Raw genomic sequence first — 24127 nt, 5'->3', positions numbered from 1 at the left:
CGCTCGATCAAAATCAGCTCGTGAAGGTGAACTGCTGCGGCATCGCAGGTCCCGGATTGGGCCAGGACCAGCTATCCGGCTGCTTCTCGGGAACATTGCGCAGATTATTGCGGATGATGCCGAAGCCGCCGACCGCAAGACAAAGGCCCACGGTCTCGAATTCCTCCGCGGCGATGTCGAAGATCTGCTTCATGATCGCGCCGCGTTTGTCGAGATCGGCCGTCGAACGCGCTTCGTCGAACAGCTTCATACGCTTCTTCTGGCTTTCCGGCGGCTCCTCGCCGCGCGCACCGTTTGACGTATACCAGAGCGTCCACGGAATGGCGTAACGCGAACCCTGCGGATGGAAGGCGAAGAAATCGCGCGGGTCGAGCATCGGGTCGAGCCCGCCCGGCCCCGGCCACACCTGCGCATCATGAGCATTGTCGTCGCCGCGGGTATAATAGAGCGCCCGCTCGATCGTATTGACCTTCATGTCGATGCCGATCTGCGACCAATGCGTCTTGACCAGTTCCAGGGCATCGACGAGATCGGGATAAAGCGTCGGAATGACGTCGACCGAGAAGAACACCTTCTGACCGTCGGGCCGAACGCGAAAGCCGTCGGGCCCCTTCTTATAGCCGGCCTGATCAAGCATCGCGCCTGCCTTGTCGGCGTCGTATTCGGTGAATTGACGCGCATATTTCTCGTGATACCACGGATGGGTCGGACGCGGCCCGGCCTGATAAGGCTCACTCTGCCCGAAATACACGATGTCGATGAGTTCCTGGCGATTGATGCCGATCGAGAGCGCCTGTCGGAACGACTTATCCGCAAACATCTTGCGCATGGCAGGATCTTTGTGGGTGATGTTGAAGTAGATCTGGCACTGTTGCGAGGCGGAAGGCACGAGCGTCAACAGGCGATAATCGCCCTTCTGCATGTTCTGGGAGAGCGTCGGCTTGTTGGCCAGGACGCTGATGTGACGTTCCTGAATGTCGATCTTTCCGGAGATGACGTTGAGCATCAGCGACTCGACGTCTTGCGATATGCCGAAATTGATCTCATCGATGTAAGGAAGCTGGTTGCCTGCCGTATCGACCTGCCAGAAATATGGGTTCCGGGCCATGACGACGCGCGTGGCGCCGCCGACATAGGGTTCCTTGACGACCCAGGGATCGAGCGTCGGCTTGTCGACGTTGCCCCAGCGCGTCGGAATCTCGATGTCACCGCAGCGGCTGCGGAAGAGCTCCGTCCAGCTAGTGACGCCCGCCTTCTTGGCATCGGCTTCGATGTTGGGATTGTATTTCGGCAGGAATTGGCTGCAATAATGCTTCGGGAAGAGCGTCGGATGCTGGCCGAGTGGCGTGGCAAGGTTTTCGAGATAAAGCGCGTTGGGCGCCGCGAAGGTGAATTTCACCGTATAATCATCGATCTTTTCGACCGTGACCGGCTTACCGGCAACGGCAAGCTGCGCCGGCGTCGCGCTGTAAAGCTCGGTGTTCTTCACGCAGTCTTCGATCGCGAAAACAACGTCGTCGGCGGTGAAAGGATGGCCGTCGGACCAGCGCACGCCTTCGATCAAATGGAAGGTGAATTGCGTCGCGTCGTCGCTGACTTCCCAGCGCTGGGCGAGGTTCGGCTGCACGGCGGTGAATTCCAGATTCCAGCGCACGAGGCTCTGGTTGCCGACCATGCGCAGAATGCCGTTATGGTCGGATGAACCGCGCAGGCCGCGGCGCAACGTGCCGCCATAGGTGCCGACCTTCTCGAACGGCGTTACCACCATCGGCTTCTTCGGCAGGCGCTCGGCCAGCGGCGGCAGTTTGCCGTCCTTGACCAGTTGCGCCAGCGCAGGCGCTTCCCCACCGGCGGCGAAGGCACGACCGGCGATGGACAGTGCTGCAGCACCAGCCATGCCGCCGAGAACGGCGCGGCGGGTGACACCGCGAGACAGAATTTCATTGGGCATCGATTCCTCCCCTTTTATGCCGGCACAGGCGGCTCCCGACCTGCCGTTTTGCGCCCTCCTCGGCGCTGGAACGAAACCATAGACACGTTCTCAAATGATTACAAGAGTTGACAGATAATTACAGATTCGATAGCCATGCCGCATCAAACACGACGCCAACCCATTGGCAATCCTGCCTTGGATAGGGATTGAAGACAGACCTGTCAGAAGCTGTATACAGGCCGCATCGCGGCCGGTGACGGCGCGACATCATCCCGGCGCATGGTCGAGTAGGCATATCCGGCTTCTGCTCGCCGGGCGAAGAGCCGATGGGGCGAATTCGTCACTTGGCGGGGGAGAAAAGAGCGATAATGACGTTTGCAGTCGATGCCGTTTCGAACCGGGGCGCAACGCGCTTCAGCGACATCATCTACGAGAAGATCGTAGGGATGATCGCGGACGGCAATTTTCCTGTCAACGAACGGCTGCCGTCGGAAACGAGACTTGCCGCCGATTTCGGCGCATCAAGACCCGTTGTGCGAGAAGCGCTCGAACGTCTGAGAGCCGATGGCCTCGTCGTTTCCCGCAAGGGCTCTGGTTCCTATGTCCGGCAGCGGCCGGATTCGTCGATGCTGAAAATGGTTCCGGTCGGCTCGCTTGCCGATGTCCAGCGGTTCTTCGAATTCCGCGCAGGTCTCGAGGCCGAAGCTGCGGAGCTTGCCGCGCGAAACTGGCAGCCGGCCGACAAGGAGCGGATCACGGAGGCGCTTCTTGCGATCGAACAATGTCTGAGGAACGGCGAACTCGGCGCCGACGAAGATCAGGCCCTGCACGACGCGATCGCGATGGCGACAGGCAATCAGTTTCACATCACCGTGCGCGAATGGTTCAAGCCACATTTCGCCATCGGCCATTCCGTAACGCGAAGCCTGAGCCTGAAACGGACGCCGGAGCAGATCCGCAGCGTTCAGGACGAGCATGCGGTCATCGTGGAGGCGATCTTCGCGCGACGGGAGGCCGAAGCGCATGACGCGATGAAGAGACACATACTGAATGCGCGCGCCCGCATGTTCCAGGGAGTTTGAACGACAATGGGAGGAAGGACGATGAGACGGATCGCAATGACGGGCGCCGCCGGACGTGTCGGGACGCTGTTGCGCCCGTTCCTCCGGCAGCATGTTGAGCATCTCCGCCTGATCGATATTCATGAGCCTACGGATCTGGGCGAGAACGAAAGCTTCGTCCGCGCCGATCTGTCAAAGCTCGAAGAGGCAACGGCCGCTTTGGGCGGCGTCGACGGTGTCGTTCATCTCGCCGGCCTTGCGGGCGGCGTTGATATCAACGCGATATTGCAGGCGAATGTGCTCGGCACCTACAATCTCTACGAAGCCGCCCGAATCAATAAGGTCCAGCGGGTCGTCTACGCCTCAAGCAACCATGCGACCGGCTTTTATCCGCGCGGCGAGGTCATTTCGCCGCTCGATCCCATGCGACCCGACAGTCCTTACGGACTTTCCAAATGCTGGGGCGAGCTGGTGGCGGGACTTTATTACGACACATCGGGCATCCGCTCCCTTTCCATCCGCATCGGCAATGCCGGCACCTACCCAAACAGCGAGCGCACGATCGCGATCTGGATCAGCGCCCGGGATCTGGCGCAACTGGTGCGGATCGGCCTCACCCATCCGCAGATCGCCGCAACGGTTGTTTACGGTGTTTCCGACACCGACACGAAATGGTGGGACAATGATCTGGCGACGCGGCTTGGCTATCAGCCGCAGGATCGGCCGCGTGATCACGCCCGTATCGAGGACGGAGCGGAGGGGCGGGTCGCCCGCTCGTTCCAGGGCGGCGGTTTCTGCGAATTCAATCACGACGGCAACATCCGCATGCGCGATGCCGAGGGCCTCGTCAAAGATCTGGAGACGGTCTCGTGAGGGCGCCGCGCATCATTGAACCGAAGATCCGTTCCGTGCTGCAGCAACCGCTGACGGTCGGTGAATCGCCGGTATGGGACGAGGAAACCGGCGCTCTCTGGCTTGTCGACATCCTGGCGCCGGCAATCCTGCGGCTTTTCCCGCAAGGCAAGGTCGATCGCTTCGAGATGCCGGCTGCGGTCGGCAGCCTCGGGCTCTGCGGCGACAACAGGATCATCGTTGGTCTGCAGACGGGCGTCCATCTCTTTGATTCTGTCTCAGGCGATATCGAATTTCTCTGCGATCCGGTCGGGCGCGACATCAATGGCCGTCTCAACGACGGCAAGGTTGGCCCGGATGGGCATTTCTGGGTCGGCTCGATCAGCGAGGCCAAGCCGCAGGTGAATGATGCGGCGCTCTTCCGCGTCGGCGCCGATGGCAGCACCCGGACCGTCGCAACGGGGCTAACGAGTTCCAACGGCCTTGCCTGGTCGCCGGACGGCCGGCGGATGTATCACTCCGACAGCCGACAGTGTTTTCTGCAAGCCTTCGATTTCGATCCCGCAACGGGCGAGCTCGGCGAGGGACGCCGCCTTCGCAGTTTCACGGAGGAACAAGGGCGGCCGGACGGGGCGACGACCGATCGCGACGGATTCTACTGGAGCGCCGGCGTTTCCGCCGGCCGCCTCAACCGGATATCGAGCGAAGGCGAAATCGTCGAAATCTACATTCTGCCGGTCGCAGCACCGACAATGCCGTGTTTCGGAGGGCCGGATTTCAGCACCCTCTACGTCACGAGCCTGTCGAGCGACCGCACCGGACGTTTCGAGGCGGGCACGGTCATCGCCTTCGATGTCGATGCGGAGGGGCTGCCGCCCTTCCGTTTCGGCTGACGATCAACTGGAAGAAAGCGAACGGGGGAGAAAAATGAGCATCGCGAGCATGCGCAAGGCGCTTAGGGGCGTGTCGGGCGTTCCCGTCACGGCTTATGACGCCGGGGGTGAAGTCGAGCCCCGGATTACCGCGAAGGTCTATGAGCGCGTGGCTGTAGCCGGCATTCACAACATCGTCGCCGCCGGCAATACCGGGGAATTCTATGCTCTGACGCCGCAGGAAATCCGGATCGTCCACGAGGCGGCGGTATCGGGAGTCGACGGCCGCGCGCCGGTGACGGCGGCGATCGGCCGGTCGCTGCGGGAGGCGATCGGCATGGCTCGGGATGCGGCCGCGATCGGCGCATCGGCGGTCATGTCGCATCAGCCCGTCGACCCTTTCGCGGCACCATCGGCCCAGATCGATTATTTCTGCAATCTCGCCGATGCTTCCCCCCTGCCGCTCGTCGCCTATGTCAGGGCAGAAGGTTTCAGCGTCGCCGAGATCGTCCGTCTTGCCAATCACGGCAATATTGCCGGCATCAAGTTCGCCACCACTGATCTGATGCTGCTGTCGCGGGCGATCCCCGCCGCCGATCCGAATGGCGCGCTGTTCGTCTGCGGCCTGGCGGAGAGCTGGGCGCCAACATTCACCGCAGCCGGCGCGCGCGGCTTCACCTCGGGTCTCGTCAACGTCGCTCCGAAGCTTTCGCTCGCCGTTCACGAAGCGCTTGAAAAAGGCGATTTCGCCGCGGCGAGAGCAATCGTCAACAAGCTCGAACCCTTCGAGCGGATGCGCACCAAGTTCCGCAACGGCGCGAATGTCACGGTCGTCAAAGAGGCCGTCACCTATTCCGGGCTCGATGTCGGCCCGGTGCGCGTGCCGGGATTGCCGCGGCTCGACGCGCAGGATCGCGACGAGCTGCATCGACTGCTTCGAGGCTGGGAGGCCGAGGGCGACATTCAAACAGACCGACGGGACGTCAAGGCAGCCGGCTAAGTTCGAAACATCATTTCCGCAAGCAACAGGATTGGGAGGTCTTGAGATGCTGAAACAGCTACTGACGACGATCGCAATGACAGGCGCCCTGATGGCGGCGCAGCCTAGCCTGGCGGCATCGCCGCCCAACATGCTTGTCATCGGCACGAATCTGACAGGTATCCGCACGCTCGATCCGGCTCAGAACAATGCCCGCACGGTATCCGAGCTGATCTCGAACCTCTACGACAATCTCGTGCAGCTGTCGCCTGATGACCTCAAGACGCTGAAGCCGATGCTTGCGACGAAATGGGTCGTCTCGCCCGACGGTAAGGTCATCACGTTAACCCTGCGCGACGACGCGGTCTTCCAGAGCGGCAACAAGGTCACCGCCGAGGATGCGGCCTGGTCGATCCAGCGCGTCATCAAGATGGGTCAGGTCGGCTCCACCGACGTCGCGCTCTGGGGCTTCACTGCCGATAACGTCGAAAAGCTCGTCCGCGCCAAGGACGAACACACGCTGGAGATCGAGCTGCCGCAGGCGGTCAATACCGACCTTGTGCTCTATTCGCTGGCAGGCGCCTCGATCGGCATCGTTGACAAGAAGACGGTGCTGTCGCATGACGCGAACGGCGATTTCGGCGGCGCCTGGCTCTCGGCCAATTCCGCCGGCAGCGGCCCGTTCAGCCTGGCGCAGTGGCGACCGAACGACGTGGCGATCTTCAATGCGCAGCCGAAATACTGGGGCGGCAAGCCCGCCATGGCGCGCGTCATCGCCCGCCATATTCCGGAATCCGGCAATCTCAGGCTTCAGCTTGAAGCCGGCGACGTCGATGTCGGCCAGTATGTGGCAAGCGGCGATCTCGATGCGCTCTCCACCAACAAGGATATGATCATCGAGAACGTTCCGGGTCTCGGCTTCTATTATATCGCCCTCAACCAGAAAGATCCCGATCTGCAGAAGCCGAAGGTTCGCGAGGCCTTCCAGCACGCTTTCGACTGGAAGGCGATCTCCGGCAATATCATGCGCTATACCGGCTTTCCCTGGCAGTCCATGATCCCGCGCGGGATGATCGGCGCTCCCGAAGAGGCTGATGTCCGCTACGATTACGATCCCGCTAAGGCCAAGCAGTTGCTGGCGGAGGCCGGATATCCCAATGGCCTGAAGAAAGTGCTCAATCCGTCGGGGGCACCAACCTTGCCTTTCGCAGAAGCGCTGCAGGCGAGCGCACGGGCGGCCGGCTTCGAGCTCGATCTCGTGCCTGGGGAATTCACGCCCGCCTTCCGCGAGCGCAAATTCGAAGTGCTGCTCGGCAATTCCGGCGCCCGCTTGCCCGATCCCTTCGCCGTCGCCACGCAATATGCCTTTAACCCCGACAACAGCGACGAGGCACGTCTCGGCAGCTATTATCTCTGGCGGACCGGCATGAAGGTGGACGAGCTCAACACGCTCATCGATCAGTCGATGAAAGAGCGCGACACGGGCAAACGCACTGACATCTTCAAGAAGATGGACGGCATCTATGCCGGCATGGCTTCCCCGCTGGTCATCTTCTTCCAGCGAACCGACCCCTATGTCATGCGCGCCAACGTCAAGGGCTATCACGGGCACACGACATGGTCGACGCGCTGGCATGACGTGACCAAGGAGTAGAGCGCGTGGCGAGCGCCGATCTGACATCGAAGCAGGAGGCGGGCCGCCGCTCGACGGAGGGCGGGTTCGCGGAGGCGGCCCCGCACCCTCTGATCAGCCTGCTGCGGCGCCTGGCGGGTCGCGTGGTGGCTGTCGTCACGACGCTGCTCGGCCTGCTCTTCCTCACCTTTTCGATGGGCCGCCTGCTGCCCGCCGACCCGGTGCTATCAATCACTGGGGCGGAGGTCAGCAAGGAGGTTTATGATCGCGTTTATAACGAGTTGGGCCTCGGCCAGCCGATATGGATGCAGTTCCTCTCCTACGTCGGCAAGATCGCCACAGGCGACCTCGGCATGTCGGCGACGACAGGTCAGCCGATCTTGACCGATCTGATGACGATATTTCCCGCGACGATCGAGCTTGCCATCATCGCCATGATCATCGGGGCGATCGTCGGCATCCCGCTCGGCATCACGGCCGCCGTCAGGCGCGGCACCGTCATCGACCACATTGCCCGGATCGTTGCCCTTGCCGGCCATTCCATCCCGATCTTCTGGACCGGACTGATGGCGCTCTTCGTCTTCTATGCGAAGCTGAAGCTCGTTGGCGCATCAGGCCGGATCGACGTCTTCTACGAAGGCCTTGTTACACCCTTAACGGGCTTTCTGCTGATCGATGCGGCGGTCCAGGGCCAATGGGACGTGTTCCACAACGCGCTCGGCCACATCATCCTGCCGGCGGCGATTCTCGGCTATTATTCCGTGGCCTATATCAGCCGCATGTCGCGAAGCTTCATGCTGGAGCAGCTGAGCCAGGAATACATCATCACCGCGAGGGCAAAGGGGCTCGGCACCCGCAAAGTCATCTGGCGCCATGCCTTCAGGAATATCCGCGTGCAGCTCCTGACGATCCTGGCGCTGACCTTCGGCGGCCTGCTCGAAGGCGCGGTGCTAATCGAGACCGTTTTCGGCTGGCCCGGGCTCGGGCAGTACCTCACCCGCGGGCTGCAGATGAACGACATGAACGTCGTAATGGGCTCGGTGCTGACGATCGGCGCCGTCTTCCTGACGATCAACATCCTGTCCGACGTCCTCTATCGCATCCTTGATCCGAGAACACGGTGACGCCATGACGATCTCCACCGAAGACGCAGACAGCACCCATGCCGGCCTTCGCAACTGGCTACGGGCACCGGAGCCTCAGGGGTGGTTTCAGTCGTCGGCGCAGCAGATCCATCAGGGCTGGCAGAAATTCAGCCTGCATCCGCTGGGGCTGGCAGGCCTCATCGTCATCGTGCTGCTGATCGTAGCGGCGACCGCTGCCCCGTTACTGACGAGCTACGATCCGATCGTCCAGGATATGGCCGCACGGCTTGCGCCGCCTTCGGCAGAACATTGGCTCGGGACCGATAATTTCGGCCGCGACGTCTTTGCCCGTGTCATCTACGGCGCGCGCACGACGCTCTATATCATCATGCTGGTGACGATCATCGTCGCCCCGCTCGGTCTGCTGATCGGCACATTCTCGGGCTATTTCGGCGGCATCGTCGATGAAATCCTTATGCGCATTACCGATATCTTCCTTTCCTTCCCCGGCCTCGTGCTGGCGCTCGGTTTTGCCGCCGCCCTCGGCCCCGGCATCACAAATGCGATCATCGCGATTTCGCTGACCGCCTGGCCGCCGATCGCGCGGCTGGCGCGCGCCGAAACGCTCAGCCTGCGCAAGGCGGATTACATCGCCGCCGTACGCTTGCAGGGCGCGACCTCGCTCGCAATCATCACTCGCCACATCCTGCCGATGTGCATTCCCTCGGTGATCGTCCGCGTCACGCTCAACATGGCCGGCATCATCATCACCGCCGCCGGCCTCGGCTTTCTCGGCCTCGGCGCACAGCCGCCATGGCCGGAATGGGGCTCGATGGCCGCAAGCGGGCGTGAGTTCATGCTTGACAGTCCCTGGGTGATCGCAGCGCCCGGCATCGCCATTGCGCTCGTCAGCCTTGCTTTCAATCTCGTTGGCGACGCACTTCGTGACGTCCTCGATCCCAGGGGGGCGGAATGACCAGGCTGATCGACATCCAAAACCTCGAAATCGCCTATGGCGGCGGCCATATGCGCGCGGTGCGCGGCGTGAGCTTCACGCTCGGACAGGAAAAACTCGGAATCGTCGGCGAATCCGGATCGGGCAAATCGACCGTCGGGCGCGCCATCATGAAGCTCTTGCCGCCGACGGCACAGGTCAGCGCCGATCGAATGCGCTTTGGCGATGTCGATCTGCTGAAGGCGGACGAGAAAACGATGATGACGATCCGGGGACGGCGGATCGGGCTCATCCTGCAGGACCCGAAATATTCGCTCAACCCGGTCATGCGGGTCGGCGAACAGATCGCCGAGACCTATAGCCTCCATCATCCCAAGGAGCGCACCGGGAAAGCTTATGGCCAGGCGCTCGAAATGCTCGAAGCGGTCCAGATCCGCGATCCCGAGCGCGTCGCCCGCCTCTATCCGCACGAGATATCCGGCGGGATGGGCCAGCGCGTGATGATCGCTATGATGCTGATCGCCGAACCCGAAGTGCTGATCGCCGATGAGCCGACCTCGGCGCTCGACGTGACGGTGCGGCTCGAAATCCTGGCCCTGCTCGACGAGCTGGTCTTACGCCGCAATCTCGGCCTGATCTTCATCAGCCACGATCTCAACCTCATTCGCAATTTCTGCGACCGCGTCCTTATCATGTATGCCGGCCGCGTCGTGGAAGTGCTCGATGCCCGCGATCTCGACAAGGCGAAGCATCCTTATACGCAAGGACTGCTGGCATCGCTGCCGAAGATCGAGGATCCGCCGGCCCGGCTGCCGATCCTGAAGCGCGATCCCGCCTGGCTTGACGAACTCGCAGTGGAGCCGCCGCGATGATCAGGATCGACAATCTCACCATCCGCTTTGGACACGGGCAAAGGCCTGTGGTCAGAGACGTCAATCTCGCCGTCGAGAGCGGCACGGCCTTTGGCCTGGTCGGCGAATCCGGCTGCGGCAAATCCACGGTCCTTCGGGCGCTCTCCGGCCTCAACGCCAATTATGATGGGCAGATCGCGCTCAACGGCCAAACGCTGGACAGGCAGCGCACCCGGCCCTTCTTCCGCCGGGTGCAGATGGTGTTTCAAGATCCGTACGGATCGCTCCATCCGCGCAAGACCATCCGGTCGCAGCTGCAGGAGCCGTTGCGCAACCAGGGTCTGGACAGGAATTCCGTCGATGTGAACGCCGTACTCAGATCTGTCGGCCTCGACCCGGCGCTGAGCTACCGGTTTCCGCATCAGCTCTCCGGCGGGCAGCGGCAGCGCGTGGCGATCGCCCGGGCTCTGATGCTGAACCCCGACGTCCTGCTGCTCGACGAACCGACTTCGGCGCTAGATGTCTCGGTCCAGGCGGAAATCCTCAATCTGCTTCAGGACCTGCGCAAAGAGCGCGGCCTCACCTATCTCCTCGTCAGCCACGATCTCGCCGTCGTCTCCCACATGTGCAGCCGCGTCGCCATCATGGAAGCGGGTGAGATCGTCGAACAGGTCGGTATCGAGGCCTTGCGAAAAGGCGCGGTCGAACATCCCTATTCGCAACGCTTGCTGCGGGCGAGCCGAATGTATGGCAGAGCGTAGAATTCCTCCATTTACCGCTGACAGAAAGCAGGTCGCAGTCTTCAACGACTGTATTCGCCGGCCGGCCGCTCCCACCAAGCGCACGCTTGTGGCGTCTGTACACAAGTGAACACTTGACATCGGCCGCTTTAAGGCTGAAGCCGCACCTGGCCGCGCATGCGCGGCCATTTTTGCGAGGATTCGAGGAATGAAGACCAATACGGCCGTCGCCAATGCCGGAAACCTGATCATGACTGGCGTCGTATTGATGCTGCTCGGCGATCTGCTGTTCGCGCTGAACGATGCGATGGGCAAGTGGTTGATGACCAGCTTTGCCGTCGGCCAGGTGCTGGTGATCCGCTCGGTCGGCGCCTTCATCGTGCTCGGGCCGATGATCCTGCGGCAGGGGCCGATGGCGCTCTTCCGCGTCGAGCAGAAAGGCTTGCAGTTCATGCGGGTCGCCATGGCGACCGGCGATGTTGCGCTGTTCTACGCCGCCGTCGCCTATCTGCCGCTCGCCGACGTCATGACCTTCTACATGGCCGGGCCGATCTACATTGCGGCGATCTCGCATTTCTTTCTCGGGGAAAAGATCGGCTGGCGCCGTTGGCTTGCCGTTCTTGTCGGCTTCGCCGGCGTCGTTATCGCGCTGCGCCCTTCGACGGCGATGCTGTCGCTTCCGTCGCTCTTCGGCCTTGCTGGCAGCCTTTCCTTTGCACTCTCCCTGGTGATGAGCCGCTATCTCCGCTCGACCAGCGACACCACTCTTGTGACATGGCAGACGGTTGCGGCGCTTGCCATCGGCATCGTACTCAGCATCGGCCACTGGCAGCCGGCTACACCCATCGACTGGTCAGGCATGCTGCTGCTCGGTATCGTCGCCACTTGCGCGCATCTGCTCATCACCCGCTCGCTGAAGCTCGCACCGGCATCGCTGCTTGCGCCGCTGCAATATACGCTGCTGCTATGGGCGATCGTACTGGGCTACATCTTCTTCAATGACATTCCCGATACGCAGATCATCATCGGCGCCGCAATCATCGTCTTTGCCGGTCTCTTCATCTTCCACCGGAAGAATTTGAAGGAAACGATTCCGGCCGAAGCCGTGCCGTCTGACGCTCATTGAGGTTCAATCCTCCCCGGGCGGCGGCTCCCAGCCGAAGACGCTGCGGCCTCCGAAATCGGCGGATTGGCGGAATTCGCCGGCGATGATCTCCTTAAGATCGAGACCCGTAACATAGCGTTCCATCTGCCGGGACTGATCGTCCAGGCGCTTCAGCGCCTGCAGTTCCTCTTCTCGCCCGAGCTTGCCCTTCAGCACCGCCGATTTCATCACGCCGATCGTTTCGTCATAGACCTTCAGCGGCACCGGGAAGGGGTGGCGGTCCTTGCCGCCGTGGGCGATGGAGAAGCGCGCCGGGTCGGAAAAACGGCAGGGCGCGCCGTGCACGACCTCCGCCACCAACGCCAGAGCCTTCACCGTCCGGGCGCCCACGCCTGGAACGAGGAGCAGTTCTTGAAAGTCCGCTGGCCCGCGGTCGGCCGCAGCCGCCAGATTTCCATGCAGGCGGCGCATGTGGACATCGCTCTCGCGGACATCATGATGAGCAGGCATGACCAGGTGCGGCAGCATCGGCTGTTCGGCAGGTTCCGGCGTCGGCTCCTCCGCACGCATCAGCGCGGCCGCCTCACGGATAATCCTGTCGGGGCCGAGGGTTGCCAGCAGATCCAGTTGGCCGCGCCGCGAGTGCTCTGCGCGTTTGTCGGCGAGATTGACGATTTCGCCCTGACTTCTGCCTTCAATTGCCGCATGCGGCGAGTCGACGAAACTTTCGAGCCCTTCCGACAGCCAGTGATAACGTCGGGCCTGACGCCGGTCACCGTTCATGCCCTGCTGCACCACCACCCAATGGCCGTCATCGGCGACGATGAAGCCGTGAAGATAAAGGTCGAAGCCGTCCTGAAGCGCGGCGCTGTCGACCTTCGCGATGAGGCGGCTCGTCGTCGCAAGGCCCTCCCCGTCAAGGCCGACGCGCTGGCCGATCGACACCAGCTCCTGAGGGGTCTTGCGCGAATGCGTGCCTCGGCCGCCGCAAACATGCAGGCCGAGCTCGACGGCGCGCGGCTTCAGCCCGCGCTTCAATGCACCGAGAACGCTTGTCGTAATGCCGGAGGAATGCCAATCCATGCCCATGACTGCGCCGAAGGACTGAAACCAGAAAGGGTGGGCGAGCCGGCGCAGGAATTCATCGCGGCCATAATGATGAATGATCGCTTCTGTGATCAGCGTTCCCAGTCGCGTCATCCGGTCGCCAAGCCAATGCGGCACGCGTCCCCCGTGAAGGGGAAGGTCGGCACTGCCTGCTCGTCGTGACATTTCTTTTCCTACATCTTCTATGCCCGTCCGCCTCGGCAGCAGCGTCCTGGTCGGAACCGCGCGAAATTTCAGGCGTTTGCTTTCAGTCAAATCGCAGAGGCAAACATGACCGCATTTCAAACCATGTCCGATCAACCGTACCTGACCCGAACAAAAGCGCAACATCCGAGCGGCGAAAAAGAGGGATCTACGGCATTGCGGCTCCAGGGACGCGCGGACAAAGCCGCCTTTCTGATCAATGGCAACACATATTTCGCCGAAGTCTCGCAGGCGCTGCGGCAGGCCCGCCGCAATGTGTGGATCGTTGGATGGGATTTTCATCCAAACATTCGAATGGAACCCGAAAAGTCTGAAGACACCTTGGCCGACCTGCTGCATGCGCTGGCAGCGGAAAATCCCGAGCTCGAAATTCGCATACTTATCTGGGCGCTCGGGCCGATCTATTCGGACAAATCGATAGATCTGCTTCGAAAGAAGAATTTCCCCAGAAATGCCAGAATCGATTTGCGTTTTGCTCTTCAAGGGGCGCTGCGCGGCTGTCATCACCAGAAGCTCGTCTGCATCGACGACAAGGTTGCCTTCATCGGCGGCATAGACTTGACGGCACGACGATGGGACACCAGGCGCCATCGCGCCAGGGACAGGCTGCGGCGCGATCCCGAGGGCGCCCCTTACGACCCGCTCCACGACGTGCAGGCAATGGTCACGGGTGACGCCGCCCGGCTGATCGGCGATATCGCCAGGCGGCGCTGGGAGGAAGCCACCGGCGAAAAGCACCTGGCGCTCGCCGACAGCATGCCGTTCGCCTGGCCGGATACCCTTTCCGTTTCGCTGCGGGACGTCCCTGTGGGTTTCGCCCTGACAGAGCCGGCGACCACCTGGCGTAGCGGCATCAGCGACGGCATCGCCTCGACCTTGGAGATCATCGCCCGAGCCCGGCGCCAGCTCTACATCGAGGCGCAATATCTCGCCTCCTTCCGGGTTGCCGACGCCATCGCCGCACGATTACAGGAAAGGGACGGGCCGGAGGTGGTCGTCATCTGCACGCGCAGCTCTCACGGACTGATCGAAAAGCTCGTCATGGGCGGCAATCGCGACCGTGTCATCCGCCGCCTCAAACGCGCCGATCGCGCCAACCGCCTGCGGGTCTACTACCCCGTCGTGCCTGGACCGCAAGTGGCCGGGCCGCAAGTGCCTGGGCAGTCAGTGCAAGCAGGCAGCGAGGTTGAAGTGCTCATCCATTCCAAACTGATGATCGCCGACGACGAGCTCCTTCGTATCGGATCGTCCAATCTCAACAATCGCTCGGAAGGCCTGGATTCGGAATGCGATCTGCTGTTCGAAGCTGAAACCGCCGAGCATCGCCGCGCGATGACGGAACTGCGCAATCGCCTGCTGGCGGAATATCTCGGAGTGGCTCCCGGGGCCCTTGCCGCGGCCTATGCACAAAGGGGCTCGATGATCGAGGCGATCGACGCACTCAACCAAGGGGCTCGCGGCCTCAGGGAATTTGCCGTCGAACTGTCTGGCAAAGTCTCGCCGATCGCAGGCACGGCGATCTTCGACCCGACCCGGCCCTTTCTGCTCTTACACCGACTGGGCCTCGGCGCGCTCGTCCGCCTTTTCGCTCGCACTGCGTGATCGTCGGAAGATGAATTCGCTGGTGACGAGGAGTGTGGTGCCTAGCGCCAGCGGGATGAAGAAGTAAGCGCAACGGAAAGCGATCAGCGCACCGATCGAGGCCTGTTGCGGCACGGCGTAGGAGACGGTCGCCTCCAGCACGCCGAGGCCGCCCGGGATATGGGTTGCCAGGATCGCCGAATTGGCGAGCACGTAAGCGGTGACGGACCGGAAGAAGGCAACATCGCCGAAGGTCGAGAGCATCTGGTGCAGACAGGCGGACACCAGCATGAAATTGATCGTCCCGACGCCTACCTGCGCCACCGCGATCGGGAAGCGCGGCAGTTGAAACGACCATCGCCACAGCCGCAGCTTGCCGCGGATGAAGAACGCCAGCCCAGCGTAGGCGGCCGGCACGATCAGAGCCAGCAGCCCGAAGGCCTGGGTGCTTTCCGCATCGAGACGCAGCAGACGTGCCGCGTCAGCTGGATTGACGATCAGCGCAAGGCCGCCGAGCGTGATGAGGCCGAGCCCCACTGTAACACCGCAGAACAGGATGATCTTTGCGACGTCCTCCGTAGTCAGTCCCCAGCGGGAATAGTAACGATAGCGGAAGACGCCGCTACTCAGACCTGCAAAGCCGATATTGTGGCCGAGCGAAAGGCTGATGAAGGAGGCGAGCAGGATCCTCCGGTAAGGCAGAGATTTGCCGAGAGAACGGATCGCCAGCAAATCGAAACAGCTGAGGCATAGATAGGATGCCGCCGCGAAGAGCAATGCGGCACCGAAGGTCGCAAAATGTATGCTGCGGACCGATTGAACGATCTGCTCCAGGCTATACTGGCGGAAGATCCGATAAAGAAGAAAGCCCGCAATACAAAGGGCGGCAACGAGCAGTCCATTCCAGATTACGCTTTTCAGATTCATCGATTGTCCGTTTCCGAAGTGCGAGCCTCCGCGGCTCGATCATCTGGAACGATCAAAAGAGTTCTGTGTTCCCCTCGGGGAGAACGAGTCCCGTCTCTCGAGGGGAGATCAGTTTCAGCGGACCTATGCCGGATAAATCGATCAAGCTCCTGACTTATAATGTGCATAGCTGCATCGGCAACGACCGGAAGCTCGACCCCGGGCGGATCGCTTCGGTCATCGCCGAGGCTGAAGCCGATATTGTCGCTCTGCAGGAGGTCGACGTCCTCAGGCGCAGGACCGGCGGCGTCGATCAGGCCCATGCAATCGCCTCCCTTCTAAAGATGCAGGCTCATTTTCACCCGGCGCTCTCGATTGCCGAGGAGCAATATGGCGATGCAATCATCACTGCATTGCCAACCGGCGCGGTCAAGGCCGGCCCGCTGCCGTCCATCGGCGAAGCGAGGGGCGCGTTATCTGTCGAAATATTGGTCGGCGGCAGGAAGTTGCTCGTGGTCAATACTCATCTCGGCCTTCGAGGGCGCGAGCGCATTCGGCAGATGACGACGCTCTTGAATTCCGGCTGGCTGCGCGGCCCGTCGCACGAACCTGTCCCGAGCGTCCTCTGCGGCGATTTCAACGCCATTCCGTCATCGGCGACTTACCGGCTTGCTACGCGTTCATTGACCGACGCCCAGCTCGCAGGCAGCGAGGCGCCGAGAGCGACCTTCCCCTCCCGCTATCCGCTGATGCGTCTCGACCACATCTTCGTCACTGAAGACCTTGTCGTCCAACGGGCAACAGTGCTCCAAACCCGGCTGACGAGGGTCGCCTCCGACCACCTCCCTCTTCTTGCAGAAATCAGCTTCGTCTGATCATTCGCCAGCGCCGAGCGGCACGGAGTCTCCGGCAGAAAACGACATTCAACGTTGCCCACAGCGACATTGAAACGAATATTTCACTAATTGTGCGTTATGAAATATTCATTCCGCCGATACGATACGTGTCGGGACGGAGACGGATAGAGTCGATTCGAGCGGATCGGGACCTTCACTCGAGATCGGCTGTTTCCTGCAGAGGTGGAGGGGTTTGATGTTGGGAAGGCTGTTATCGCGGGTTCGCATCCAGACGCAGGTGATGCTGTTCATCATTCCGTTCGTCTTGAGCATCATGGCCGTAGGCACGACGGGCTTTTATGCATCGAGTCTGCTTCAGGGGCGCATGGATATTTCCAACTCCGTCCTGCAGTCCTTGAGCGGCTTTCGCAATCTGTCGGCGGCAATGGCCGAGTTCCTCGCCAATGCCACGCAGGAGAACCGGGAGGCCGTCAACGCCAAGCTTGCCGACCAGCGCAGCCTTCTGAAATCCAGTATCGAGCGGCTCAGCGCAGATCGCAGTGGCCAGCAGGAACTGGAGCAGGTACTCTCTTCCATTGACGGAATTGCAGCCCGCATGGATTTGCTGTGGCAGCTTCAGGAGAGCAGGGCAGCACTGCTCTCCGATCTTCAGAAAGCCCAGAGCGTCGTCGTATCGTCTCAGACAGATATTGTCGAAGGGACCAAGGCTCTCCAGCGTACCGCCGACCTTCAGGAAGATGAATCCCGCAACACCCTGGCCGACGCACAGCGTATTTCGGACTTCGCGTCCTTCGCCCAATCGCTGCACGACAAGGCCCAGGCAGCAGGCACGATTGCCGGCCCGGATATGGAGGAGCTCGCCCGGCAGCAGCGCATCGTGGGAATGGCTCTTGGCGGCGAAGCGCCGGATGCCAAAAAGGCGATCGACGACGCCGTCGCTTCCCTGAAGCCGCTCGTCGAAACCTCCGGCCAGACCGAGGAACGTGCAGCCGGCCTCAGGGATACTACCAGTCAGATCGTCGCCAGGCTGCCCGAATTGCAGGTGGTCGCCACACGACGGATCAAGGCCGTGACCGACAAGGCGGCCGAGACAGCCAAAACGGTCGAGCGCGCCAAGACCAGTCAGAGAGACGGTCAGAAGCTGACGACCTCGGCTTACGTGATCCAGATCGTCCTGGCGAAGCTGACGCTGGCCCCGACGGATGCCAATCTCCAGCGGCTTTCGCAGGAGATCACCACCGTCAGAAAAGGTCTGGACATGATGATTTCCAATGCTGGCGGTGTCGCACAATTCGACAATCTCAAACCGAAGCTTCTGCCGGCGCTGGACAAGATGCAGAAATCCGCTGCCGACCTCGTCCGCATCAGCGCGCAGCGCCAGGACGAATTCCGTGCCGCCGCCGCCGACGTGGATCGGATGTGGTCCCAGCTGACGGCTTTCGCCGAAATGCAGAGGCAGAACGCGGCCGACGAACGCAACAACGCCAACTCCATGTCGCTCGGCACTACGGTCCTCGGCGTAGTGATCGCAATTCTCGCCGGCATCGGCCTGACTGTGACACTGAAGGGGCCGATCAACCAAATTACCTCGGCAATGCGGCGACTGGCGGACGGCAGGCTGGAAACGTCGATCGTCGGCGAAAGCCGCGCCGATGAAATCGGCGACATGGCCCGTGCGCTTGGTGTTTTCAAGAACAATGCGATCGCCAAGGTCGAGATCGAGGAACGCAGCGAGATCGAACGGACGAGGGCCGAGGAAGAAAGGCACCGCAATGACGAGGAGAAACGCGCGGTCGAGCAGCAGATCGATTTTGCGGTGACGGCACTGGCCGAGGGGCTCGGGCGCCTGGCACGTGGCAACATCTCCCAGACGATCGCAACGCCTTTCTTCGGCCGGCTGGAGCAGCTTCGCAACGATTTCAATTCGTCACTGCTTCGTCTGCAGGAAACGATCGACCAGATACGCACCAACACGCGGATGATCGAGGGCAATGCCGGTCAGATGGATCTGTCCGCCAGCAACCTCGCGAAACGCACGGAACAGCAGGCCGTCGCGCTCGAAGAGATCGCCGCCGCCATCGAGGAGATCACCACAACGGTTCGTTCGTCGGCGGCCTGCGCCGACGATGCCCGTGAGATTATCACCAATACCAAGAAGACGGCCGATTCTTCATCCGAGGTGGTTGCGAGCGCCATCGACGCGATGAGCAAGATCGAAGCGGCTTCAGACGAGATCGTGCAGATCATAGGCGTTATCGATGATATCGCCTTCCAGACGAACCTGCTCGCGCTCAACGCCGGCATCGAAGCCGCCCGCGCCGGCGAAGCCGGCAAAGGTTTTGCGGTCGTGGCCCAGGAAGTCCGCGATCTCGCCCAGCGCTCCGCGGAGGCCGGCCAAAGGATAAAGCAACTCATCGGGCGTTCGCGAGCGGAGATTACCAATGGGGCGCGGGTCGTTCGCGAAACGAGTGAAGTCCTCGAAAGCATTTCCGCAAAAGTGGTCACCGCATCCGAGCAGATGGATGTCATCGCCCGCTCGAGCCGGGAGCAGTACAACGCGCTGCACGAGGTCAACTCCTCCGTCAACAGGATGGATCAGATGACGCAGCAGAATGCCGCCATGGTCGAGGAAACCAGCGCAGCGACGAAGGAACTTGCCGATGAGACCAGAACGCTCCTTCAACTGATCGACCAGTTCCAGCTGGATGACACCGGCGCAGGCCGCGTTGCCGCTGCTTAGAGCGATGTTGTGATGCTCAAACGTGTGCGGGCGTCAGTGACGGCTGTAGAGCGGCGGCGCCACCTCTTCATCGGCGAGTTCCGGGTAGAGGTGCCTGCGCGTGCGGGCGAGTGCTTCCGCCTCCCGGCGGTTCCGCTCCAGCAACGTGGCAGTAACATCCTTGTACGGTTCGCCCTCCGATACGGCGACGCGGACAGTTCCGCCCTGCGAGAGGAAATCGCAGAACGACTGTACCGAGCGAAGACGCGTCGTAATCTCGACGTAGCGATCGTCATGTCCAGCCATGTTCGCCTCCGTTTAAAGCGCTAGGATGTCACGAACACTTCGGCGAGATGATGGCGTTCCTTCCATGGTGAAGAAACCGACGCGCGATCTCACCTAAACCCATCGGTGCCTGCGGCCATCACCGCCGGGCGAGCTTTCGATTCATCGCAGCGACGGCCAAGGGTAACGCCGTTGTCACCACGCTTCCCCAAGGCAGCCGTCTCAGCCCCCTTGTGATGACGAAGGCACCCGCCATCGCGCCGGCGAGCTTCAGCCACGGTTGGTCGCCGAGTTGGGCATGGGCGCTGGAATCAGCCCACCGGACGTTTTCGGTGACAACCGTCGTGGCCTGGCGTCTGATCCCATGAAGGCGGGCGCGAAGGATTTCGAGTTCCCACCTCAGTTCCTGCAGCCGGCTTTCCAAAATGTGCTCCCCGGAGGTCTGCACCGGTGCTCCGACATGATCTTCGGTCGGGGCGGACATATCTCCGCCCAAGGTGGCAAAGTAGGCGCGGTATTCGGCCTCGCTCGCGAACCCCTCACGCCGAACGAGATCCGGATTGATGGTCGATTCTTCTCCATTCGGCATTGAAGCGGCGGCATCGCCGCGATCATTTTCGGCGCCGAAGGCGGCGGCCTCATCCTTGATCATGATGCGTCTCCCGTTGGTTCCTTTCGGCAGAACGTTCGATGGCTCAAATTGATCCGTCCGACGTCAGGCTGGCGACCATCCGCATCGTGGCTGTCACCGGGACGCCGCGCTGAAGCGCTCAGGGCGGAAGTCGGAAAGCAGCGGATGGCGGCGGCCCATGGCGATCTCGTCGGCCAACAGCTCGCCGGCAATCAGGCCAAGGGTGGCGCCGCTATGGCTGAAGGCGACGAAATAACCCGGAATCGATGACAGCTCGCCGAAAACCGGCTCGCCATCACCCGGAATCGGTTTCGGACCGACCCCATAATCTTCGATCTCAAGGACCGGATTGCCTTCGAGGACTCTCGACGCTTCTCGCAGCAGTCCCTGCAGCGTCGATTGCCTGACATTGTAGCCGCCGTGGGGGTTGGCGCTCACCTCTTCCTCCGACCAGGCGGAATCGAGTGCGAAGCCGCCATTGGGCATCGGTCGAATGGCGATGCGCGGGGTGTTGAGCACGGCCTTCAGCGGGTGGCTGATCGGCTTTGTCCTGACAAGAAGGGCGATGGGTGTCGCATCCTCGATCTGCTGGCCAGCCTCAGCAACAATTGCCGGAACCTTGCTGCCTGCAGCAAGTAGCACGGCGTCGGCGTCGTAACGCGCGCCGTCCGCCGTGATTACGCCGTGGGCGCGCCCGTTGCTGACATCGACCGCCGCGCGTCCGGCATCCGTGATGATCTCGCCGCCAAGCGCACGGAATTCTTCCGCAAGCCTGCCGATCAGAGATGGAAGATCGACCCACCCCTCCCCCGGGTTGAAGATTGCGCCTTGCGGCGTCACAGCGCTCGGGTCGACGCCGGGCGTCACCGCAGCGATCTTCTCCGGGGTGAGCCATTGAGCGTGATAGCCGAGGTCACGTTCATGGTCGAAGATTTCGGCGATCTCATTGCTGGCGTCGTCCGCATCCCAGGTCAGCCCGCCGTCAAAGCGCAGCCATGAGGCATCGGGGTATCGAGCAGCCAGCGTGCGATAGCGGTCAATGCCTGCCAGACGCAGCCGGTGATAGGCATCGGAGCGTTTTCGCGCCGAGTTCAGCCAAGCGAGAGATCGGCCGGAGGCACCGTTGGCAAGCGCGCCGTCATTGACAAGCAGAGTGTCAACCCCAAGCCGAGCCAAATGCAGCGCGCTCGAGACGCCGAAAATCCCGCCGCCGATGACAACGACCTTCGAAGGTTTGGTGTAAGCATTCATGTGGGGTACCCTGTTCCTGCTCTTGTTTGATCGAACCGAATTGCGCGCGTTGCCGGCCTGGCGCCTCAGAGAACTTCCGCAAGGAAGCGCTTCAGCCGCTCGCTTTGCGGATTGTCGAAAATCTGCTGCGGCGAGCCGGCTTCGACGATACGGCCCCCGTCCATGAAAACCACCTGGTCGGCCACGCGGCGGGCAAATCCCATCTCATGCGTCACGACGGCCATGGTCATCCCCTGACGGCCGAGCGTGGCCATCAGGTCGAGCACGCCCTTCACCAATTCGGGATCTAGCGCGCTCGTCACCTCGTCGAACAGGATGACCTCCGGATCCATGGCCAGCGCCCGAGCGATCGCGACGCGCTGCTGCTGCCCGCCGGACAGGCCCGCCGGCCGGTGATCCCCGCGCGCGGCCAGACCGACATCGGCCAGGCGCGCCTCGGCGACGCGTCGCGCCTGCTGCCTCGGCATCTTTTTGATCTTCGTCAGCGCAAGCATGACGTTTTCGAGAGCGGTGTGATCGGGAAACAGGTTGAAGTGCTGGAACACCATGCCGACCCGGCGACGAAGCTTTTCCGGCCTTATAGTCAGGATGCTTTCGCCGTCGAGCCGTATGTCGCCACCCTTCGGCTCGACAAGCCTGTTCATGCAACGCAGCAGCGTTGATTTTCCTGAGCCGGAAGGGCCGATGATGCAAGTGACGGTTCCGGCGGGGATATCGAGATCGACACCCTTGAGTACCTCGAGCTCGCCGTAGGACATGCTCAAATTCCGGATTTGCAGGGTCCCGCCCCTGAAATGCCGGTTATCGCAGCTCGCGGCGTCGACGATGGAGTGGGGACCGGCTGCCGCCGCAAGCTCGCTCACCTCGACCAATCCGCTCGCAGGACTGGGACCGCGCCCCTGCTTACCCAATCGCAGCCTCGCATCGATATAATTGACGAAATGGGTTAGCGGCACGGTGATCACGAGGTAGAAAACGCCTGCCAGCAGCAGCGGCGAAAGATTGCCGGTGACGACCGCCTGGTCCTGCCCAACGCGGAAAATCTCCCGCTCGGAGGCGAGCAATCCGAGGAAATAAACGAGGCTCGAATCCTTGACGTTGCCGATGAACTGGTTGACCAGCGCCGGCAGTACGCGCCTGATGCCCTGCGGTATGACAATCAGGCGCATGCCTTGCCCATAGCTCATGCTGAGCGCCCGGCAGGCCTCCATCTGCCCACGCTCGACGCTTTGGATGCCCGAGCGAAAGATTTCGCCGATATAAGCGCCAGCGATCAGGCTGAGCGCAAGAATTCCCAGCGGGAACGGCGACGGACCGAAGATATCGCGTCCAATCCGGGCAAAGCCCTGGCCGATGATCAGGATCGTGACGATCGCCGGCAGCCCGCGGAAGATATCGGTGTAGATGCGCGCCGGCAGCCGCAGCCACCGAGACTGAGAGATACCCATTACGGCAAGAACCATGCCGATGATGACGCCGAGCACGGTCGAAGCCGCGGCCAGGATCAAAGTATTCTTCAGGCCGACATTGATCATGCTCGGCAGCACGTCCGCCATCGCCTCCCAGTCGAGGAAGCTGCGGCGCAGATTCTCAAGCCAATTCATAAAAATCCCCATCGAAGCCCTCGCCGGGCGTGCCGCCATCGAGGTCAGCCGTCCGTTTTAAACGGACGGCTCGCGGCCTCACTTTTTGGGGAGGTATTGATCCGGCATCGGCGAGCCGGGGAACCACTTCTCATAGAGGGTCTTCCAGGTACCGTCCTGCATTGCCTCGTGAAGAGCGCCGTTCAGCGCCGTGCGGAAGGTATCGTTTCCCTTCCTGATCACAAAGCCCGCCGGTGCATCGAAGGACGGAATATTGACGGCGACTTTCAGCGCAGGATAGCGCTCACCATATTGTTTGGCCGCCTCGTAGTCGAGGAAATGCGCATCGATCGTGCCGTTGTTGAGAGCGGCGACGGCGGAATTGTTGTCGGGAAATTTCACGAGATCGGTTTCGCCAAAATTCTTGGCGGCGTAGACTTCCTGTAAGGTTCCCTGCACGACGCCGAGCCGCTTGCCATTCAGCCCGGTCGCGTCCTTGATGGCGGAGTCCGACGTCAGCACGGAGAGATAACCGGCGAGATAGCCGTCGGAGAAGTCAACGGTCTTCTTGCGGGCTTCGGTGGTTCCGATCGCGGCGACGGCAACGTCGAACCGCTCGTTTGCCACCGATGGCAGGAGCGCCGAAAATTCCTGGCCGGTGAACGTGACCTTGTCTTTCGCAAAGCCGAGCCGGGACACGACGTTGAGAAACAGTTCGATGTCGAAACCGGTAAACTGGCCATCCGCTGTCGCGAATGTATAGGGTTTGGCATCTCCCATCGTGCCGACACTGATGACGCTGGGCTCGATCAGATTGTAGGGATTGTCAGCCGCAGCTGCAAAGCCCACTCCCATAGCCAGAAGGCAGGCCGCGAGGCCCGCTTGCAGGGGCGCAATGACTGCCGGAAATGATTCAAAAAGCTTCATGTTGGTTCTC

General features: G+C 61.6%; 21 protein-coding genes. 13 read left to right on the top strand and 8 right to left on the bottom strand.

Features of this window, described 5'->3' with window-relative positions; translation table 11 throughout:
• Positions 1-13: 13 nt before the first annotated feature.
• Positions 14-1951 carry an ABC transporter substrate-binding protein gene (locus ACQ7C1_RS04060; RefSeq protein ID WP_430957419.1) on the bottom strand — a complete coding sequence of 646 codons (1938 nt, stop codon included), beginning with the start codon at positions 1949-1951 and terminating at the stop codon, positions 14-16.
• Positions 1952-2301: 350 nt separating this feature from the next.
• Here ACQ7C1_RS04060 and ACQ7C1_RS04055 point away from each other — a divergent pair, with 350 nt between their 5' ends.
• From ACQ7C1_RS04055 to ACQ7C1_RS04010, 10 genes are all read left to right on the top strand, one after another.
• Positions 2302-3015 carry a FadR/GntR family transcriptional regulator gene (locus ACQ7C1_RS04055; protein ID WP_430957418.1) on the top strand — a complete coding sequence of 238 codons (714 nt, stop codon included), beginning with the start codon at positions 2302-2304 and terminating at the stop codon, positions 3013-3015.
• Positions 3016-3036: 21 nt separating this feature from the next.
• Positions 3037-3867, top strand: a complete 831-nt coding sequence (locus tag ACQ7C1_RS04050; RefSeq protein ID WP_430957417.1) for an NAD-dependent epimerase/dehydratase family protein — start codon at positions 3037-3039, stop codon at positions 3865-3867.
• Positions 3864-4739, top strand: coding sequence for an SMP-30/gluconolactonase/LRE family protein (locus tag ACQ7C1_RS04045; protein ID WP_430957416.1), 876 nt, complete (start codon positions 3864-3866; stop codon positions 4737-4739). The genes ACQ7C1_RS04050 and ACQ7C1_RS04045 overlap by 4 nt, the downstream gene beginning before the upstream one ends.
• 34 nt (positions 4740-4773) lie before the next feature.
• Complete coding sequence (locus tag ACQ7C1_RS04040; RefSeq protein ID WP_430957415.1) at positions 4774-5718, top strand: dihydrodipicolinate synthase family protein; 945 nt, start codon at positions 4774-4776, stop codon at positions 5716-5718.
• Positions 5719-5764: 46 nt separating this feature from the next.
• Positions 5765-7351: an ABC transporter substrate-binding protein gene (locus tag ACQ7C1_RS04035; protein ID WP_430957414.1), complete on the top strand. Its 1587-nt coding sequence runs from the start codon at positions 5765-5767 to the stop codon at positions 7349-7351.
• Between the two features lie 5 nt (positions 7352-7356).
• Complete coding sequence (locus tag ACQ7C1_RS04030; RefSeq protein ID WP_430957413.1) at positions 7357-8454, top strand: ABC transporter permease; 1098 nt, start codon at positions 7357-7359, stop codon at positions 8452-8454.
• Positions 8455-8458: 4 nt separating this feature from the next.
• Complete coding sequence (locus ACQ7C1_RS04025; RefSeq protein ID WP_430957412.1) at positions 8459-9391, top strand: ABC transporter permease; 933 nt, start codon at positions 8459-8461, stop codon at positions 9389-9391.
• On the top strand, positions 9388-10242 hold the full coding sequence (locus tag ACQ7C1_RS04020) for an ABC transporter ATP-binding protein (RefSeq protein ID WP_430957411.1): 855 nt from the start codon (positions 9388-9390) through the stop codon (positions 10240-10242). The genes ACQ7C1_RS04025 and ACQ7C1_RS04020 overlap by 4 nt, the downstream gene beginning before the upstream one ends.
• The gene (locus ACQ7C1_RS04015) at positions 10239-10982 is read left to right on the top strand and encodes an ABC transporter ATP-binding protein (RefSeq protein WP_430957410.1); all 744 of its coding nucleotides are present in this window, start codon (positions 10239-10241) and stop codon (positions 10980-10982) included. Before ACQ7C1_RS04020 ends, ACQ7C1_RS04015 begins: the two co-directional genes overlap by 4 nt.
• Before the next feature lie 187 nt (positions 10983-11169).
• Positions 11170-12087, top strand: coding sequence for a DMT family transporter (locus ACQ7C1_RS04010; RefSeq protein WP_430957409.1), 918 nt, complete (start codon positions 11170-11172; stop codon positions 12085-12087).
• Between the two features lie 3 nt (positions 12088-12090).
• Here ACQ7C1_RS04010 and ACQ7C1_RS04005 read toward each other — a convergent pair whose 3' ends face one another.
• Complete coding sequence (locus ACQ7C1_RS04005; RefSeq protein WP_430957408.1) at positions 12091-13338, bottom strand: DUF763 domain-containing protein; 1248 nt, start codon at positions 13336-13338, stop codon at positions 12091-12093.
• A gap of 105 nt (positions 13339-13443) precedes the next feature.
• Between ACQ7C1_RS04005 and ACQ7C1_RS04000 the strand changes: the two genes are divergently transcribed.
• The gene (locus tag ACQ7C1_RS04000) at positions 13444-14979 is read left to right on the top strand and encodes a phospholipase D-like domain-containing protein (RefSeq protein WP_430957407.1); all 1536 of its coding nucleotides are present in this window, start codon (positions 13444-13446) and stop codon (positions 14977-14979) included.
• Here ACQ7C1_RS04000 and ACQ7C1_RS03995 read toward each other — a convergent pair.
• Positions 14926-15885 (bottom strand): lysylphosphatidylglycerol synthase domain-containing protein, encoded by a 960-nt coding sequence (locus tag ACQ7C1_RS03995; RefSeq protein WP_430957406.1) that lies wholly within the window; start codon positions 15883-15885, stop codon positions 14926-14928. The two genes, ACQ7C1_RS04000 and ACQ7C1_RS03995, sit on opposite strands and share 54 nt — an antisense overlap.
• Before the next feature lie 125 nt (positions 15886-16010).
• On the opposite strand from ACQ7C1_RS03995, the gene ACQ7C1_RS03990 reads away from it, so the two are divergent.
• Positions 16011-16739 (top strand): endonuclease/exonuclease/phosphatase family protein, encoded by a 729-nt coding sequence (locus ACQ7C1_RS03990; RefSeq protein ID WP_430957405.1) that lies wholly within the window; start codon positions 16011-16013, stop codon positions 16737-16739.
• A 217-nt stretch (positions 16740-16956) separates the two neighbouring features.
• Positions 16957-19461 (top strand): methyl-accepting chemotaxis protein, encoded by a 2505-nt coding sequence (locus tag ACQ7C1_RS03985; protein ID WP_430957404.1) that lies wholly within the window; start codon positions 16957-16959, stop codon positions 19459-19461.
• Between the two features lie 33 nt (positions 19462-19494).
• On the opposite strand, the gene ACQ7C1_RS03980 is transcribed toward ACQ7C1_RS03985, so the two are convergent.
• The 5 genes from ACQ7C1_RS03980 to ACQ7C1_RS03960 form a co-directional block, all read right to left on the bottom strand.
• Positions 19495-19746: a hypothetical protein gene (locus ACQ7C1_RS03980; RefSeq protein ID WP_430957403.1), complete on the bottom strand. Its 252-nt coding sequence runs from the start codon at positions 19744-19746 to the stop codon at positions 19495-19497.
• A gap of 118 nt (positions 19747-19864) precedes the next feature.
• A complete protein-coding gene (locus tag ACQ7C1_RS03975) occupies positions 19865-20377 on the bottom strand; it encodes a hypothetical protein (protein WP_430957402.1) in 513 nt (170 codons plus the stop codon).
• Between the two features lie 93 nt (positions 20378-20470).
• The gene (locus ACQ7C1_RS03970; RefSeq protein WP_430957401.1) at positions 20471-21607 is read right to left on the bottom strand and encodes an NAD(P)/FAD-dependent oxidoreductase; all 1137 of its coding nucleotides are present in this window, start codon (positions 21605-21607) and stop codon (positions 20471-20473) included.
• A 65-nt stretch (positions 21608-21672) separates the two neighbouring features.
• On the bottom strand, positions 21673-23211 hold the full coding sequence (locus ACQ7C1_RS03965) for an amino acid ABC transporter permease/ATP-binding protein (protein ID WP_430957400.1): 1539 nt from the start codon (positions 23209-23211) through the stop codon (positions 21673-21675).
• A gap of 78 nt (positions 23212-23289) precedes the next feature.
• Positions 23290-24117, bottom strand: coding sequence for an ABC transporter substrate-binding protein (locus ACQ7C1_RS03960; protein ID WP_430957399.1), 828 nt, complete (start codon positions 24115-24117; stop codon positions 23290-23292).
• Positions 24118-24127 lie beyond the last annotated feature (10 nt).

The organism is Rhizobium sp. Nf11,1, from assembly GCF_050587665.1.
Taxonomy (GTDB): Bacteria; Pseudomonadota; Alphaproteobacteria; order Rhizobiales; family Rhizobiaceae; genus Rhizobium.
Note: the sequence above shows the minus strand (reverse complement) of the source record. Positions and strands in the feature narration are given on the sequence as shown.